The following is a 14,361-nucleotide window of genomic DNA, read 5'->3' as shown; positions in this document are numbered from 1 at the left end:
TCGGTGCGAAACAGAATTGTGATTATACAGGAGCGATGCTTAAAGGGGGCTGAATAATTGGTAAAAAATGAGGAGTTCTTAAACGAAGAAAAAATTCACAAAAATGGTAAAATTTTAAAGAAACGCCAAATGAAAAAGCGAGGAAATTTAAAAGTAATCAAACCCAGTGTGCTTCTGCATACAAAATTCTACTTTTAAAATTCCCTCATATTTTAAAATTTCTACGAAATTTCTAAAATTCTAATACGCCATCAGCTTCGCGCCGAACGCCCCGCGTACCAAACTCTCGCTTTTATTCGCTAACTTGTCCATCATCTTTTCATACGCCGAGGGCTCCTGCCAGATCGGATCTGCTACGCCGCTAGCCTTTATGAGCGCACTCTTAGCGTCCTCCAAAGAGCCCACCTCGTCGATGAGCCCGATGCCTTTTGCGCCGCTAGCTAAAAATACTCTCGCATTCGCCCACGCATCGCGCTTCCTAAGATCCAGCGAGCGCGCCTGCGCCACCTCGCGCGTAAATAGCTCGTAGCTCTCATCCACCAGAGCTTGCAGACTTGCGCGCTCCGCGTCGCTCCATTTTCTCATCATCGTGCCCGCTTCTTTGAGCTCACCCGCTTTGACGATCTGTTCGGCAAAGCCTAACTTAGCGGCCGCTTCGCTCACGTCTAAGCCCTGCATGATCACGCCAATGGAGCCGATGAAGCTGCCCGGATTTGCGTAAATTTTACTCGCCCACACGCCGCCTAGGTAGCTACCGCTCGCCATCGTGCCCTTGGCATAGGCGACGACTGGCTTGCGCGAGTTTAGGGATTTGATGGCCAGCGAAATTTCTACGCTCGGGCTTAGCGCGCCGCCGGGACTATCGATCAGCAGAAGCACTCCTTTGATCGCCTCGTCGTTTTTCAGGGTTTCGATCTTTTCTAAAATTTCGCTATCGTCCATTATCGCGCCGCTTAATGAAAGCTGAGCGAGATTCGCGCCCTTTTGCTGCGCGCTTTCGCCGCCTGCGAAAATCAAAAACAAAATAAGCAGAAAAATCAAGGATTTAAAGTATTTGTTGATAAACCCGAGCACGGCGCCGATCGGCGCAAAGATATTCTTTAGAAATTGCATTTCATTCCTTCGATAAAAAGTGATTTTGCGTTTTTGCTCTGCAAAATGAGCTGTAGCGGCAGCTGAGCTTCGTCGCACTCAATGCCTTCAAAAACGGCAATATCGGCGAGCTTGCCGGCTCTCAGCTCACCTAAATTTAACCCAAGCGCGGCTGCCGCATTTCTCGTCGCACCTAAAAGTAACGCCCGCGCCAGATCTGTTAGGCCCAGCTCGTCGTGTATCATTAAATTTGCGCGCAGCTCGTCTAAAAAGCTTAGGCTAAAATTCGAGCTAAGCCCGTCGGTAGCGATGTTGTAATTAAGCCCGCTTGCGAGCAGCTTTTTAAAGCTTAGCCGCTTTTTGCTAAGCAGGCGGTTGGAGCGCGCGCAGTGCGTAATCGAGTGGAGCTTCGGATCAAAGATGCTAAAATCATCCACCCAAACGCAATGCGTAAAGAGCGTGCGAAGCCCGCTAAAATGCGCTACAAAGCTCTGCGGCGAGTAAAAAGGCGCGGGCGCAGGATTAAATTTAGCAAGCCAGGTTTTAAGCTTACCTCGACCCGTGCGCAGCCACTGCCGCTCATACGAGCTCTCCATAAAATGCGTGCTTATAGCAAGCCCGTTTTCGCGGGCAAGCTTCGTCGCAAACTTCGTAATCTGCGGGTGCGTCGAATACAGTGAGTGCACCGACACGGCGGGGATGAAAAGCGAGCTCGCAAACGCCTTTGAGTGCTCAAAACGCTGCTTAAATTTAAAAATATTCTCCGCCACAGCATCCTTGCTCGCGCCTAAAATTTCATTAAAAAACACGGTTCTAACGCCGCTTTGCGCGCAAACTTCAGCCTCGCCGCCGAAGCTTGAAATTTCGCCGATCGTGCCCACGCCGCTTCGCATCATCGCAGCGATCTGCTCCAAGATCAGCCGTCCGCGCGCCGCAGCGTCAAGCTGCTGCCTTGAGGCGATGACGCTACCGAGCCACTCCAAAAAATCGCCGTAGCGCAGCGTGCCTTTGTTTGCGCTAAATTCCAAATGCACGTGCGGATTTATAAACGCAGGCATCGCTATGTCGCCGCTAAAGTCCAAAATTTCGGCCTGCGGGTATTTGCGCGCCGCACTCGCAAAGGCGCAGACCTCGATTATCTTCTCGTCAAAGACGATCGCGCCATCTTTTAAAATTTTAAAATTCTCATCGCAAACAAGAACCCACTTCGCCCTTAAAATTCTCATCGTTTTCCTTATCTAAAACAGCGCGTGATTTTAGCATAAAATTCTCTTCCGTGCTAAATTTAGAGATAAAATTTTAGCGACCGGGCTTGAACGGGCAAATTTAGCGCCATAGTAAAAAATAAGCTCGCTTTGGTTATAATTTTTGCTTAAATTTCAAAACAAGGACGTAAAAATGAAAATTATGGTGATTCAAGGACCGAATATCAATATGCTTGGTATGCGCGAGCCCGCTATTTACGGGGTTATGAAGATGGAGGACATCCATAAACAGATGAAGGCGGTCGCCGATCAGAGCGGCAACGAGATCGAGTTTTTCCAGAGCAATTTCGAAGGCGAGATCGTCGATAAGATCCAAGAGTGCTTCGGCACTTGCGACGGCATCATCATCAATCCCGCCGCCTACACGCACACTTCGCTCGCTATCCGCGATGCGCTCGCCGCAGTCAGTCTGCCTGTGATCGAGGTGCATATCTCAAACATCGCTCGCAGGGAGGAGCTTAGACAAAAAAGTCTAATAGCGCCCGTTGCTGCGGGTCAGATAATCGGGTTTGGCCCCGTGGGATACCATCTGGCGATGATCGGAATGATTCAAATTTTTGAGCAGATCAAAGCCGCCAGAGCCGAGCAGAAAGCCAAATAAGTTTGGGATTAAATTTGAAAAATTTTATCCTAAAGGACGAAAATGCCCTTTACCACGAGTGCGGATACAGCTGCGACAACGCGATATTTTTGAGTCTTGCTGGGTGCAAATTTTTCCTCACCGATGCGCGTTATAGCATCGAGGCGCGCGAGCTTTGCAAAGACACCGAGGTTATCGAGGTCGAGCGAAGTTTGATAAAAGACGCGCGGCTGTTTTTGCGAAAGGCTGGCGTAAAGGAGCTCGCGTATAACCCGTACGATTTTAGCGCGGGCGAGTGGGGGGCGCTAAGCAAAGGGATTGGGGTAAGATTTAAGGCGCGGGCGAATTTTTCGCAAATTTCGCGCATAATAAAATCAGAGGATGAGATAAAAATTTTAAAGCAAGCGGCGCAGCTAGGCGCGGAAAGATTTGACGAATTTGCCGCGTTCGTGCGCGCCGAGGGCGAAGGCATGAGCGAAGAAGAGCTGTTTTTTAACGCCGAGCTCATCTTTAAGAAAAAGGGCGAGCTAGCGCTTAGCTTTTTGCCTATCGTCGCGATCAACGAAAACGCCGCCAAGGCGCACGCTCTGCCTAGTAAAAAGCGGCTGAGAGAGGGCGATTTGCTCCTGCTTGACGCGGGGGTTAAATTTAATCGCTACTGCTCCGATAGGACGCGTACGGCGTGCTTTGACGAAAATTTTAACTTCGGCAAAGAGCAAAATTTTAGAAACGCCAAGCGACAAGAAATTTACGAGATCGTAAAAGAGGCGCAAGCTCTGGCAATCGCTGCAGTCATGCCTGGCAAAAAGGCGCGCGAGATCGACGCGGCGGCTAGGGATTTTATCGCCGCCCAGGGCTTTGGTAAGGCGTTTTTCCATAGCACGGGACACGGCGTCGGAGTCGATATCCACGAGCTTCCGTTCATCTCAAAGCGCGGAGATACCGTGCTAAAAGAGGGGATGGTCTTTAGCGTGGAGCCGGGGATTTACCTGCCCGGCGAGTTTGGCGTGCGTATCGAGGATGTCGTGGTCGTACGCGAAAACGGGGCTGAAATTTTATGAGAGTAGCTCGGGTGAACATGCAGCTTAAGAAAAACGGATTTTACGAGTGCGCGGACGCGCTGTGCGTCGTAAAAAGCGCCGTTTTCCCGATGAGGCGCCGCGAGCGCGGAAATTTTAAAAATTTATACCTGCTTGGACTCGGCGGGAATTTAGGAGATGTCAAGCGGCGCTTCGAGCGATTTTATCGCGTTTTACAGAGCGATACGCGCTTTTTCGTAGCGCAAAATTCCCCGATCTTAAAAAACAGGCCGTTCGGCTTTTTAGATCAGCCCGATTTTTTAAACGCCGTAATGCTCGTGCAAAGCTCTCTGCCGCCGCTTACATTGCTTAAAATTATGCAGCGCGCGGAGCTACGATTTGGGCGCAAAAGAAGCTTTAAAAACGCGCCGCGCACGCTGGATGTGGATATTTTATATGCAAGCGCGAAGGTGCGTGCCTGCGAGCAGCTCGTGCTGCCGCATCCGGGTGCCTGCGAGCGCATAAGCGTGATTTTGCCACTTGAAGAGATGAAATTTAAAAGAGGACTGATATGCAAACTAAAATCGTAAATTTTTTAAGCGCCAAGGGCGGAGTCGGCAAGAGCGTGATTGCAGCAAATTTCGCCGAAATTCTAAGCGAGCAGGGCTACCGCACGGCGATCATAGAAGCGCCAAATTTAAACAATCAAGAGATCATCTTAAACGCTTTGCAAAGAAAGAGGATTTCGCTGCCAAGCGCTGTCGCGGTAAAAATTTCTCAAAATTTAACGCTCGTTTCGCCCGCGCTTGCTTCACAAAATCCCGCGTCCTCGCAAAATTCTATCAAAAACGCAAGCTCTAGCGCGGACGATTACGTCATGCAAAATTCTACGGATAGCGCGCAAGACTCGCAAGACGACGAAAGTAGCGGCTCGCACAATTACGCGCAAAAGCTCACGAGCTCTGATGGCAAAAATAACTCAGAAAATTTCGCCGCTTCAAATTCAATAGCAAGCGCTGCAAAAAATTCTACGAATTGTGCAGCCAAAAAGCCGCAAAATTGCGAAGATGGATGGAATTTTACAGAATCAAAAAGCCTAGAGAATTTTAAAAGCGATGATTTCACCAAGCAAAATTCAATCCATAACGAGAATTCTCAAAATTCCGCGAGTAAAGATGAAATGAAAAATTCCGCCCGCTCATCAAATCCCGAAGAAGCCGGGAATTCCGCAAACGCAAAGGCTCACGAAAGCCCCGCTCGCTTCGCAAGTGAGCTGAAAGAGGCAGGAATCTTCGATTTTATTTTGATCGATGCGGGGCTTGAGTATCTTGGAGATTTTTTGAGCATCGGCGACGAAAATATCGTGCTGTGCGCGAACGAACCCTGCTCGATCAGCAATACCTACGCGCTTTTAAAGACGCTTGGGGCGAGCAAAAAAGAGGTTTTGTTTTTGCTAAATTTCACCGCGAGCGAGGATGATGCCGTGATGATTTACGAAAATCTAAAGTCGGTTGCGCACCGCAATATAAGCGAACTGGGCTTTAAACTGCTAGGCTTTGTGCCGTTTTGCAAACAAGTAGCCGTCTGCTCACAAAATCGCGCGCTTTTTAACTCGCACTATCCGTTTTCGCCCGCTACCATCGCGCTTAAGCAGAGCGTCTCGCGATTTTTGAGCAAACAGGGCTGCGAGCCGATCGATATGAACGCTTACCGCGGCGTCGGCGGATTCTTACGAAAGCTTAGCAACCTAGTATGATTTACGATGAGATTTTAAATCACGTAAATTCTACTATTTTAAACGAAATTTTAAAAATTTAATGCTATTCTTAAAGTTAAAATTTTAAATAATATACATAAAAGATAGATTAATCATGCAATTAAAAGAAATTTTAAAAGACATCAAAATCGCCCGCGACAATCTCAAAAACGTGGGCAAAAGCGCCACGATCTTTGGCTCGGCGCGCTTTAGCGAGGACAATCGCTACGTAAAAGACGCGCAAACCCTCTGCGCTGCGCTTGCGGATATGGGATACGCGATCATCACGGGCGGCGGTGGTGGGATTATGCTGGGCGCGAACAAAGGCGCTTTCTCGCGCGCGAAAACGCACAGCGTGGGCTTTAACATCATGCTACCGTTTGAGCAAAAAAGCAACGGCTTTTTGACGCAGGGCGCGAAATTTTCGGCATTTGCACCGCGCAAAGGCGCACTTATCGAAAACAGCGAAATTTTCGTCATCTTTCCAGGCGGCTTTGGTACGCTGGATGAGTTTTTTGAAATTTTAGTGCTGGTGCAGACGGGCTTTAAGCGCGCGCAGATCTATCTTTACGACGAGGAATTCTACGCGCCGCTAATGAAGTTTTTCCGCACTTCACTGCTAAAATCTGGTGCGATAAACGAAAGCGATCTGCAAAATTTCATGCTCTGCGACAGCGTGGATGAAATTTTAACGGATGTGCGACGTAAGGAGAACGAATGAAAATTTTAGTCGCGATGAGCGGCGGCGTGGATAGCTCGATGTGCGCGAAGCTGCTGCAGGATGCAGGGCACGAGGTGCAGGGCTGCTATATGAAATTGCACGCAAAGCCGGGCTATCACGAAGCAAACATCGCCAAAGTCCGCAAGGTGGGCGAGTTTTTAGGCATAAAAATCCATATTTTGGATCTGCAGGATGATTTTAACCGCGACGTTTACGAGCCCTTCGTGCAGGCATATATCGGCGGTCTTACGCCAAATCCGTGCGCGCTGTGTAACCGCCGTATAAAGCTCGGCAAGCTTTTGGAATTTGCGCGCGAGCAGGGCTTTGAGCGCCTAGCTACGGGGCATTACGTCCGCATCAAGGACGGGCTTTTAAAAGCCGCTGTAGATCTTAGCAAAGATCAGAGCTATTTTTTAGCAAATATCGATCCCACCGCGCTTGAGTTCATGCTCTTTCCGCTTGGGGGGATGTATAAAAAGGACGTCAAAGAGGCCGCGCGCGCCTATACGGAGCTTTCGCAGATCGCTTCTGCGAGCGAAAGCAGCGAGATCTGCTTTGTGGATACCACCTACATCGACGTTTTGAACCGTCATACGGGCACCAAAATGCCCGGCATCGTGCGCGATCGCGCGGGCAACGCCATCGGCACTCACGAGGGCTACATGCACTACACGATCGGCAAGCGCCGCGGTTTTACGGTACACGGCGCGCATGAGCCACACTTCGTGCTAAGCATCGACTCGAGCAAAAACGAGATCGTCGTGGGCGGCAAGGACGAGCTGGCGACCTACGAGTTCGACACCGAAAATTTCAACGCCTTTTTAAGCAGGGATGAAATTTTAAATATGCCGGGTCTCGGCGTTAAGATCCGCTACCGCAGCGCCAAACTCCCCGTTAAAATTTCGCCGCGCGAAGACGGCGGCGTGCATGCCGTGCTGTCCGCACCCGCAGCGGGAATCGCTCCGGCACAGCTCGCGGTTTTTTACGACGAGCGCGACCGCGTAGTGGCAAGCGGCTTTATAAAATAGCGCTTCACATCCGATGCTCGCTTTCGGCGCCGCTTGGGCCTCATCTGCTCGCAAAACGGCGCTTTGATCGCGCCGTTTGATCTACACTTGCTCTGCTAAATTTTATATCGAAAAAGAGATTTACGCTTTTGAATCCGCGCCTTTAAATTTCACTCGCAAGCTCAGCGCGCAAATTTTATGCGTGCAACTTTGCGATTGAGGCTTTTAAATTTACGCTCTGTCGCCGCGTTGCCCGCACTGCTAGCGAAATTTTACGAAAGCTGCGGCGCTAAAATAAAATTTACGGCGACGCCTTATCCAAGCGCGCCGCGACGCAAAAATCGCGACCGATACAAAATATTTCGCGAGCCGTCGCGACGACGCGAAACGAAATTTGCGCGCTCCCTCTTAAAGCGATTTGCAATGAAATTCTAAACCTGTGCTAGAGCCCACGACTACATTTAAATTTTACAAATTTATGCCGAAATAAAATCAAATTTAAAATTTAGCAGCACTTTCCATGCTCGAGTTGTGCTCAAATCGCGGCTAAAATTCCACCCGCGTCTTTACCTCAAAAAGCAGCTCGCCGTCGACCGCTTCAAGCCCGCCGCTCTTTATCATCTCGCGAATTTTACTCGTGCCAAAGCTACTTTTTTGAAGCAAAATTTCAACCAAATCTAGATCCCTGATCTCATAAATGCAGCGATCTATCAGCTGCGAAGAGCCCAGATCGTCGAAGTAGAAAAATCGCCCGCCGTTTGAATAGATCCAGCCGTATAGCCCGCCGTGCACGCCGCCTACCTTGCGCCACTCGTGCGGCAGATCGAGCGCGAAAAGCCCGCTTTTGCGAGCGACCATCCTACGACTGCTGCGGCCGCCGCCCCAAACTTCGGCGCCTTCTAAAAAATATATCCGCTCGCCGCTTTGAAATACGCTGCCGCTAAGCGTGCGAACCTCGCCCTCAAAGGGGTTGTCTGCCGCGCGCTTTTGCTTTCCGTCATTCTCGTCGAAATAATAGATGCCGCCAAGGGAGGCAAAAAGCAGATGGTTTGAATGCGCAAGCTGCCTATTTAGCGGAGTATATGGCGCGGCGGCTGGGTCAAATTTTAAATCGTTTGCAAAAACGTCGCCGCTTTTCGCATCCCACAAAAAATAGTCCAACCGCTGCCTCAAAAGTTCGTAATGCCCGCCGTTATCGCGCGCGTCAAGGCGCAGGTTTTTAAAATACACGTTCGTGCCGTCCGCGGCATAAACGCCGCTAGCGCGCCCATCGCTTCCCTCTATCCGGCGCAGGCTCGCGGCATCGGCGCCGGGCAAAACCTCTCCTTTATAAAACGCGCGCGAGCCCTCCGCAGCGTAATACACGCCCGCGATTTGGCGCAGATCCGTAGCGTCCATGCGTTTAAATTTATAGAGGTAGCTTTGCGGCTTGGGCGCATCCCAAAAGATATGCGCCAAGGTTTCATAAGTGAGTTTAAGCGCTCCCAGCGCGTCGTTCCACACCGCCTCGCCGTCGCAAAAATAACTAATCCGCCCGTCGCTTACGTATCCGAACGCCACAGCTTTCGTGCGCGCGGGCTCCAGCTCGCTCATCGCGATGTTTCCGCAATATACGGCGTTTTTATCCGCGGCGACGTTGGAGCGGTAGCCGGAGCCGAAATCCAAAACCCGAAAGCTCGCCGCGTCCGCGCCCGGTATCACAAAATAGCCCGCACCCACCACGAGGGCGTAAATTTCGCCATCTTTTTTATAAAAATCGCTGTATTTGATCTGCTCTTGCGGCGAGTAGTCGTCTGCGGAATTTATAACCGCAAACAGAGCGAGCACGCTAAAAGCCGCAAATACAAATGTCGCGCCAAGCACGATCTTGCGCCAAAGCGGCATACCTCGAGGCGCGTCTCGTACAGGCTTGCGATCTGTTTCTGCCTCGCGCGCCCTAGCTTTGCGCTTCTTTTGCGCGCGCTCGTCCTTTAGCTCTTGCGTAAAATCCTCATACATCTTTTGCCTCAAATTTAATCTCGCCGCAGATTGCGCGGCACTTGAAATTGTACAAAAGCGCGACTAAATTTATGAAATTTAACGCTACGGACAAATTCTGATTCAACTCTTTGCGGCGCTAATTTATTTTGCGAATACCACAAAATCTCTGGCAAATTTTAATTCAAATCGCTTCGTAGCCGCACAGAATCGGCGCCGTAACGCTTGCAAACACAAAATCCTCATCGCCCGTATTTTTCATACCGTGGCACTCTCCGCTTTTGGAAATGATTAGATCGCCCGCACAGATCGGCACCTCCTCGCCCTTGCTCGGATAAAACACGCCGCGTCCGCTTAAGCAAATCCACACGTCATCGCCGTCTGGGTGAATATGCGGCGCTACGACCTGGCCGCGTTTGACGATCCAAACCGCGCCGCAAGTGGCCTCCGTAGTAAAAAATGTCGTTTTTACGGCTCGCTCGTCGCTACAAATAGCATCTTTTATATGAAAAATTCTTTGCATTTTCTCTCCTTTAAGTTCACCGCATCCGGCGCAGTTTCGCGGAATTTTAGCATTCTTTTCGTGCAGCGAAAGTGAAATTTCAAGCGCCAAACTCGCAACGTAACCTTAAATAAAGATTTTAAATTCAAATTTTACTGTGCGATTTTTTTGGAGAATTGAAGATCGCATCTAAAAGTAAGAAGACGCATAAGAATGGTATTTGTGGATAGAATTTCGGCTTTAATTTAAGACGGAATTTTAAAAATTCCTCTAAATTTAAAACTGCTCTGCTAGATAAATTTATTAAATTTGATATGAGCTTTGCTTGCGCGCTTTTGCTACCCAGATTAAAGCCAAATCGTAGCTTTTATCAAAGACCTCGCATGGCGCAGACTTTGCAGCAAGCTCCAAGTCGGTTTATAAATAGATGCTACCTCCAGCTTGTTTTAGCAGATACGCATTTTTGCGCCTCGAATTTTTGCATATTTTACGATAATGTTTTTATAGCGCGTAACATACTGATCACGAGCCGAGCGGGAGTTCAAAGAGATAGCGTTAGAATTTTGCGCTATCTCTTAAATTTCAAAACTATTTTATCTTGCTTGGATCCAGCGCGATCTCGTCGTTTTTTATCACGCCTATACCCTTATTTAGTACGTTTTGCGCGATCTGTTTAGCTTCTGCTAGCGAGTGCATCGCAAAGGTGCCGCACTGAAATTTATTCAGCTCGGGGATCTCTGCTTGAGAGCCCACGCCCAAAATATCCTTCATGCTCGCGCTCCACGCCGCTGCGACGGCGCTCTCGCTGGGCGCGCCGATCACGCTCATATAAAAGCCCGTGCGGCACCCCATCGGCGAGATATCGATGATCTCGACGTCCGCGCTATTTAGGTGCTCGCGCATGAAGCCAGCGAAAAGATGCTCCAGCGTGTGGGTGCCGCGCTCGCTCATGATCTCTAAATTCGGGCGGCAAAACCGCAGATCATAGACGCTAATTTTATCGCCGCTTTTGGTGCGCATGCTCTTTGCGAGCCGCACGCCGGGGGCATTCATGCGAGTATGATCGACTTTAAAACTATCCAGCAATGGCATATTTTCTCCTTAAATTCAGATCACGGCGATTTTAACATAAAATTCCGCACTTTCAGGCGCACAGACGAAATTTTAGTTACAATTGCGTTTATTTTCAGGAGAATTAATGCCCTACATAAACGTCAAAATCACCAAAGAACGTGGCGGCTTAAGTCGCGAACAAAAAGCAAAGCTCGTAAAAGACCTCACCGACGCCCTCGTAGCCGTGCTGGGCAGGGGCGAGAAAACCACGGTCGTGACGATAGACGAAATATCCACTGACGACTACGCGATTGGCGGGCGGCTAGTAAGCGAAATCAGGGAGCGGCAGAGCTAAGCTCGCGCGTCAAGCTAACTTTGAAAAGTTAAATTTTAGAATTTTAAAATTTTCATGCGAAATTCTACGTGGCAGGCTCCGCTTTTAAGGAAATAAAATTTGCGATAATCCCCGCTTGCAAAATGAAATTTTACGCTAAATTCTATGCTGCAAAATTCCAAAAAACCAACCGAGCGAAAATTTTAAAGCGGATCTAATGGTGAAATTCTTTGAAAAATAGACAAGATAGAATTTATGCAAGTTTTAAAAATTTTACCAGATAAAATTTAATCCTCGCAAAGTTTAAAATTTCGTAAAAATAAATAGACGATTTATTAGCGAGCTAGCGTTCCCAAATTAGTTTTTTGCCGAAAGTTAGAGTATTATCGGTCATTTTCATCCAATCAATTCTGATCGTAAAAAAATCAGTCTCCATCGCGCGCGCAAACGGGAAGCGCTTAAGATATAGCGAGGTTTCGCGCTCATCCGCGCTACGGATATGGCCGCAAATCTGCACGCCTTTGATCTTACCTACAAATTTCGTATCCAGTGCGACCGTAGCCGCAACTCCGCGGTTGGCAAAGACTGCTTTAATATGCTCGGAGTCGCTCGCGCTTGCGATAATGAGCTCCTTATTTTGCGGATCATAGGCATAAAATGCACTGCAGCAATATGGCAGATTATTGCGCAAAACTCCGAGAGATAGAAGTTTCATCCTGCCTAAAAACTCGTCGAATTTATCCTGAGCGGCACACATTTTAAGCCTCCTTTTTGTTAAATTATACAATGATTTTCTTTTATTAGCTATAATTGCGAGCCAAAATTAGGAGAATTTTTATGGAAAATTATAAAAAAGTAAAAGAGATGTTTTTGATGCAGCAAGCCCTAAACGACGAAACAAATGGCGTGGGCTGGGAGGACGGCTACACAAAAAACGGCAAACTTATCAACTGGAAGCGCTGCATTTATATGGAATGCGCAGAGCTCATCGATAGCTTTGCGTGGAAGCATTGGAAAAATATCTCTGCAGCGCCGGACGTGAATAATATCGTCATCGAGATCGTTGATATTTGGCACTTCGTGATGAGCTATATTTTAGAGCAATATTACGGCAGCAAAGACATCGATCACATCGTAAGTGACGTCACGGCAGTAAGCGGATTTGCGGAGTTTAGCTCCTACGCCTACGACGTGCGCGAATACAGCATCTACGAAATCGTAAACGACATCGAGCTCATAATCCACGAAACGAGCGGCTTTGAGCTGCAAATCGGCGAGCTGCTGACCGATTTTTTTCGCGTTGCGATTAAATGTGGCGTGAGCTTAGACATACTTTTTGCCAAATATATCGGCAAAAACGTGCTAAATAAATTCCGCCAAAATAACGGCTACAAAGAGGGCAACTACCGCAAAATCTGGGGAGACCTTGAAGATAACGAGGTGCTAATCGAGGTGCTATCAAAAGGCGCGGTAAGCGCAAACGAAATTTACGAGCAATTGCAAAAGATCTACGACGCGACGAGGTGAAGTCTGGATTTGCTTGCGAAATTTATCTTTAAAATTTTAAAATTCCACCTATAAAATTTCGGCAGGCAAATTTTAAAAAAGGGTTTTGATTTGGAATTCTGCAGTTTTGTACCTAAAATTTTACGCAATGCTTTGCTTGCATAAAAGTGGCAAAATTCCGCGCAGCAAGCAAATAAATATTTGCAACAGGCAAAATCTTTACACACTATAAATGAGCAAATTAAACGCGGGGATGGCGAGCGATCAAAGCATAAATTTCGTATTATAAAGCGGGATGAGCCGGCTAAAGCAAGAGATTGCGCCAAGCGGGCGGATTGATGAGGCGCGGTGCGGCAGCCAAATTACTCAGCTCAAATTCCGTCGCAAAAGTCGCTAAAATAACGCAAATAGGAGCATACATGGGTAGAATTTTTAATTTGGCAAAGCAGGATTTTTTTACGCGAAAGTTCATTTTGCTCTCGCTACTACCACTTGTGTGCTCGCTCATAATCTTAGGTACGCTCGCATTTTTCGGCGGCAAAGAGCTTTTTGACGCACTTTCGCAGGGCGCGCAAAGCGGCGATTTTAGCTTCTTGGACGAGCAACGCTTCCCAATAATTGCAAAAATTCTAAGCTTTGCTGCTACGAAGTGGATTATCGGCGCGATTTTTTCGGTGTTTGCCAGCTTTGCGGTGCTGATGCTTAGCGTGTTTTGCGCGCTTATCATCGCGGCCTTTCTGACGCCCGCAGTCACTAAAGAGATCAACGCCCGCCACTACCACCTAATCCGCGCGGATGAAGCAAGCATGGCGCGAGTACTGAAGCTGATGAGCCTTGAAATTTTAAAATTTTTAGCGATTTTATTTATCTGTTCGGTGCTTTTGTTCGTGCCGGTAATAAATTTATTCATAATCAACGTGCCGTTTTTTTATATCTATTACAAGCTGGTTCTAATCGACGTCGCTTCAAACGCGTTAAGCGCGAAAAGCTTCGAGCGCTGCTATAAAATGGGCGGCGGATATAAATTTGCCCTAAGCGCTTTTATTTTTTATCTGCTGTGTTTGATCCCGCTGGTAGGATTATTTTTCCAGCTATTTTTCATCATCTTTTTGACGCACATAGTGCTGATAGACGAAAGCGCCCGCAATAAAAATCACTAAAGATTAACTAAAATCAATGAAAAATTTTGAAATTTTCATAAAATAGTGCGAAATTTTTTAAGAAAGGATTTCTATGAAATCAGGTGATATTTACATTTGCAATATTTGTTCGCTAAAAAGCAGCGACGATGAAAATGCGGTCTTTATCAAAGCGCATAAAAACGGCGAGACGGTGCATATCTGCACATCCTGCATGCCTAGCGTCATCCACGGCTCAGGCATGGTCGTAAAGAGCAACTCCGAGATCGAAGAGGAGCTTCAAGACGCTGCAAACTAGCTGCTAGCGCCACCTGCTGCGGCGCGTTTTAATTTGTCTATTAATCTGCGCGCCGCGAAATTCTAAAATTCTAAAATTCTAAAATTCTAAAATTCTAAAATTCTAAAATTCT

Annotated in this window: 16 protein-coding genes; 10 read left to right on the top strand and 6 right to left on the bottom strand. The window is 47.8% G+C overall.

From position 1 onward, the window contains the following. Positions 1 to 240: 240 nt before the first annotated feature. Both sppA and Q0372_RS04020 read right to left on the bottom strand, forming a co-directional pair. A complete protein-coding gene (gene sppA / locus Q0372_RS04025) occupies positions 241 to 1,113 on the bottom strand; it encodes a signal peptide peptidase SppA (protein ID WP_298102867.1) in 873 nt (290 codons plus the stop codon). Then, positions 1,101 to 2,318 carry a metal-dependent hydrolase gene (locus tag Q0372_RS04020; RefSeq protein ID WP_298102864.1) on the bottom strand — a complete coding sequence of 406 codons (1,218 nt, stop codon included), beginning with the start codon at positions 2,316 to 2,318 and terminating at the stop codon, positions 1,101 to 1,103. The genes sppA and Q0372_RS04020 overlap by 13 nt, the downstream gene beginning before the upstream one ends. Before the next feature lie 172 nt (positions 2,319 to 2,490). Here Q0372_RS04020 and aroQ point away from each other — a divergent pair, with 172 nt between their 5' ends. From aroQ to mnmA, 6 genes are all read left to right on the top strand, one after another. Further along, on the top strand, positions 2,491 to 2,958 hold the full coding sequence (aroQ, locus tag Q0372_RS04015) for a type II 3-dehydroquinate dehydratase (RefSeq protein WP_297893957.1): 468 nt from the start codon (positions 2,491 to 2,493) through the stop codon (positions 2,956 to 2,958). Positions 2,959 to 2,972: 14 nt separating this feature from the next. Beyond that, positions 2,973 to 3,998 carry a M24 family metallopeptidase gene (locus Q0372_RS04010; protein ID WP_298102862.1) on the top strand — a complete coding sequence of 342 codons (1,026 nt, stop codon included), beginning with the start codon at positions 2,973 to 2,975 and terminating at the stop codon, positions 3,996 to 3,998. After that, complete coding sequence (gene folK / locus Q0372_RS04005; protein ID WP_298102857.1) at positions 3,995 to 4,546, top strand: 2-amino-4-hydroxy-6-hydroxymethyldihydropteridine diphosphokinase; 552 nt, start codon at positions 3,995 to 3,997, stop codon at positions 4,544 to 4,546. Before Q0372_RS04010 ends, folK begins: the two co-directional genes overlap by 4 nt. After that, on the top strand, positions 4,528 to 5,712 hold the full coding sequence (locus Q0372_RS04000) for a P-loop NTPase (protein ID WP_298102854.1): 1,185 nt from the start codon (positions 4,528 to 4,530) through the stop codon (positions 5,710 to 5,712). Before folK ends, Q0372_RS04000 begins: the two co-directional genes overlap by 19 nt. A gap of 115 nt (positions 5,713 to 5,827) precedes the next feature. After that, the gene (locus Q0372_RS03995; protein WP_298102852.1) at positions 5,828 to 6,433 is read left to right on the top strand and encodes a TIGR00730 family Rossman fold protein; all 606 of its coding nucleotides are present in this window, start codon (positions 5,828 to 5,830) and stop codon (positions 6,431 to 6,433) included. Further along, complete coding sequence (gene mnmA, locus Q0372_RS03990) at positions 6,430 to 7,461, top strand: tRNA 2-thiouridine(34) synthase MnmA (protein WP_298102846.1); 1,032 nt, start codon at positions 6,430 to 6,432, stop codon at positions 7,459 to 7,461. The genes Q0372_RS03995 and mnmA overlap by 4 nt, the downstream gene beginning before the upstream one ends. 525 nt (positions 7,462 to 7,986) lie before the next feature. On the opposite strand, the gene Q0372_RS03985 is transcribed toward mnmA, so the two are convergent. From Q0372_RS03985 to luxS, 3 genes are all read right to left on the bottom strand, one after another. Further along, positions 7,987 to 9,438 (bottom strand): DKNYY domain-containing protein, encoded by a 1,452-nt coding sequence (locus tag Q0372_RS03985; RefSeq protein ID WP_298102843.1) that lies wholly within the window; start codon positions 9,436 to 9,438, stop codon positions 7,987 to 7,989. 163 nt (positions 9,439 to 9,601) lie between these two features. After that, entirely contained in the window at positions 9,602 to 9,940 is a 339-nt protein-coding gene (locus Q0372_RS03980) for a cupin domain-containing protein (protein ID WP_297901978.1), read from the bottom strand. A 567-nt stretch (positions 9,941 to 10,507) separates the two neighbouring features. Beyond that, complete coding sequence (luxS, locus tag Q0372_RS03975) at positions 10,508 to 11,011, bottom strand: S-ribosylhomocysteine lyase (RefSeq protein WP_298096438.1); 504 nt, start codon at positions 11,009 to 11,011, stop codon at positions 10,508 to 10,510. 106 nt (positions 11,012 to 11,117) lie between these two features. On the opposite strand from luxS, the gene Q0372_RS03970 reads away from it, so the two are divergent. Continuing rightward, positions 11,118 to 11,327, top strand: coding sequence for a 4-oxalocrotonate tautomerase family protein (locus tag Q0372_RS03970; protein ID WP_295153095.1), 210 nt, complete (start codon positions 11,118 to 11,120; stop codon positions 11,325 to 11,327). Between the two features lie 322 nt (positions 11,328 to 11,649). On the opposite strand, the gene Q0372_RS03965 is transcribed toward Q0372_RS03970, so the two are convergent. Further along, positions 11,650 to 12,063: a hypothetical protein gene (locus Q0372_RS03965; RefSeq protein WP_298102840.1), complete on the bottom strand. Its 414-nt coding sequence runs from the start codon at positions 12,061 to 12,063 to the stop codon at positions 11,650 to 11,652. 80 nt (positions 12,064 to 12,143) lie between these two features. On the opposite strand from Q0372_RS03965, the gene Q0372_RS03960 reads away from it, so the two are divergent. The 3 genes from Q0372_RS03960 (at position 12,144) to Q0372_RS03950 (ending at position 14,249) form a co-directional block, all read left to right on the top strand. Continuing rightward, on the top strand, positions 12,144 to 12,833 hold the full coding sequence (locus Q0372_RS03960) for a dUTP diphosphatase (RefSeq protein WP_298102837.1): 690 nt from the start codon (positions 12,144 to 12,146) through the stop codon (positions 12,831 to 12,833). Positions 12,834 to 13,231: 398 nt separating this feature from the next. Continuing rightward, positions 13,232 to 13,972, top strand: coding sequence for an EI24 domain-containing protein (locus Q0372_RS03955; RefSeq protein ID WP_298102834.1), 741 nt, complete (start codon positions 13,232 to 13,234; stop codon positions 13,970 to 13,972). A 73-nt stretch (positions 13,973 to 14,045) separates the two neighbouring features. Next, entirely contained in the window at positions 14,046 to 14,249 is a 204-nt protein-coding gene (locus tag Q0372_RS03950) for a hypothetical protein (protein ID WP_005869903.1), read from the top strand. Positions 14,250 to 14,361 lie beyond the last annotated feature (112 nt).

Origin of the sequence: uncultured Campylobacter sp. (genome assembly GCF_937997405.1) — a bacterium.
Classification (GTDB): Bacteria; Campylobacterota; Campylobacteria; order Campylobacterales; family Campylobacteraceae; genus Campylobacter_B.
This window is presented reverse-complemented; position numbering and strand designations above follow the sequence as displayed.

Excerpts from the sequence above, each read along its gene's own strand:
- mnmA (WP_298102846.1), top strand. The coding sequence starts at position 6,430 with ATGAAAATTTTAGTCGCGATGAGCGGCGGCGTGGATAGCTCGATGTGC.
- Q0372_RS04000 (WP_298102854.1), top strand. The coding sequence starts at position 4,528 with ATGCAAACTAAAATCGTAAATTTTTTAAGCGCCAAGGGCGGAGTCGGC.
- Q0372_RS03955 (WP_298102834.1), top strand. The coding sequence starts at position 13,232 with ATGGGTAGAATTTTTAATTTGGCAAAGCAGGATTTTTTTACGCGAAAG.
- Q0372_RS04020 (WP_298102864.1), bottom strand. The coding sequence starts at position 2,318 with ATGAGAATTTTAAGGGCGAAGTGGGTTCTTGTTTGCGATGAGAATTTT.
- Q0372_RS03950 (WP_005869903.1), top strand. The coding sequence starts at position 14,046 with ATGAAATCAGGTGATATTTACATTTGCAATATTTGTTCGCTAAAAAGC.
- Q0372_RS03980 (WP_297901978.1), bottom strand. The coding sequence starts at position 9,940 with ATGCAAAGAATTTTTCATATAAAAGATGCTATTTGTAGCGACGAGCGA.
- Q0372_RS03985 (WP_298102843.1), bottom strand. The coding sequence starts at position 9,438 with ATGTATGAGGATTTTACGCAAGAGCTAAAGGACGAGCGCGCGCAAAAG.
- folK (WP_298102857.1), top strand. The coding sequence starts at position 3,995 with ATGAGAGTAGCTCGGGTGAACATGCAGCTTAAGAAAAACGGATTTTAC.
- Q0372_RS03965 (WP_298102840.1), bottom strand. The coding sequence starts at position 12,063 with ATGTGTGCCGCTCAGGATAAATTCGACGAGTTTTTAGGCAGGATGAAA.
- luxS (WP_298096438.1), bottom strand. The coding sequence starts at position 11,011 with ATGCCATTGCTGGATAGTTTTAAAGTCGATCATACTCGCATGAATGCC.
- Q0372_RS03970 (WP_295153095.1), top strand. The coding sequence starts at position 11,118 with ATGCCCTACATAAACGTCAAAATCACCAAAGAACGTGGCGGCTTAAGT.
- sppA (WP_298102867.1), bottom strand. The coding sequence starts at position 1,113 with ATGCAATTTCTAAAGAATATCTTTGCGCCGATCGGCGCCGTGCTCGGG.
- Q0372_RS03960 (WP_298102837.1), top strand. The coding sequence starts at position 12,144 with ATGGAAAATTATAAAAAAGTAAAAGAGATGTTTTTGATGCAGCAAGCC.
- Q0372_RS03995 (WP_298102852.1), top strand. The coding sequence starts at position 5,828 with ATGCAATTAAAAGAAATTTTAAAAGACATCAAAATCGCCCGCGACAAT.
- aroQ (WP_297893957.1), top strand. The coding sequence starts at position 2,491 with ATGAAAATTATGGTGATTCAAGGACCGAATATCAATATGCTTGGTATG.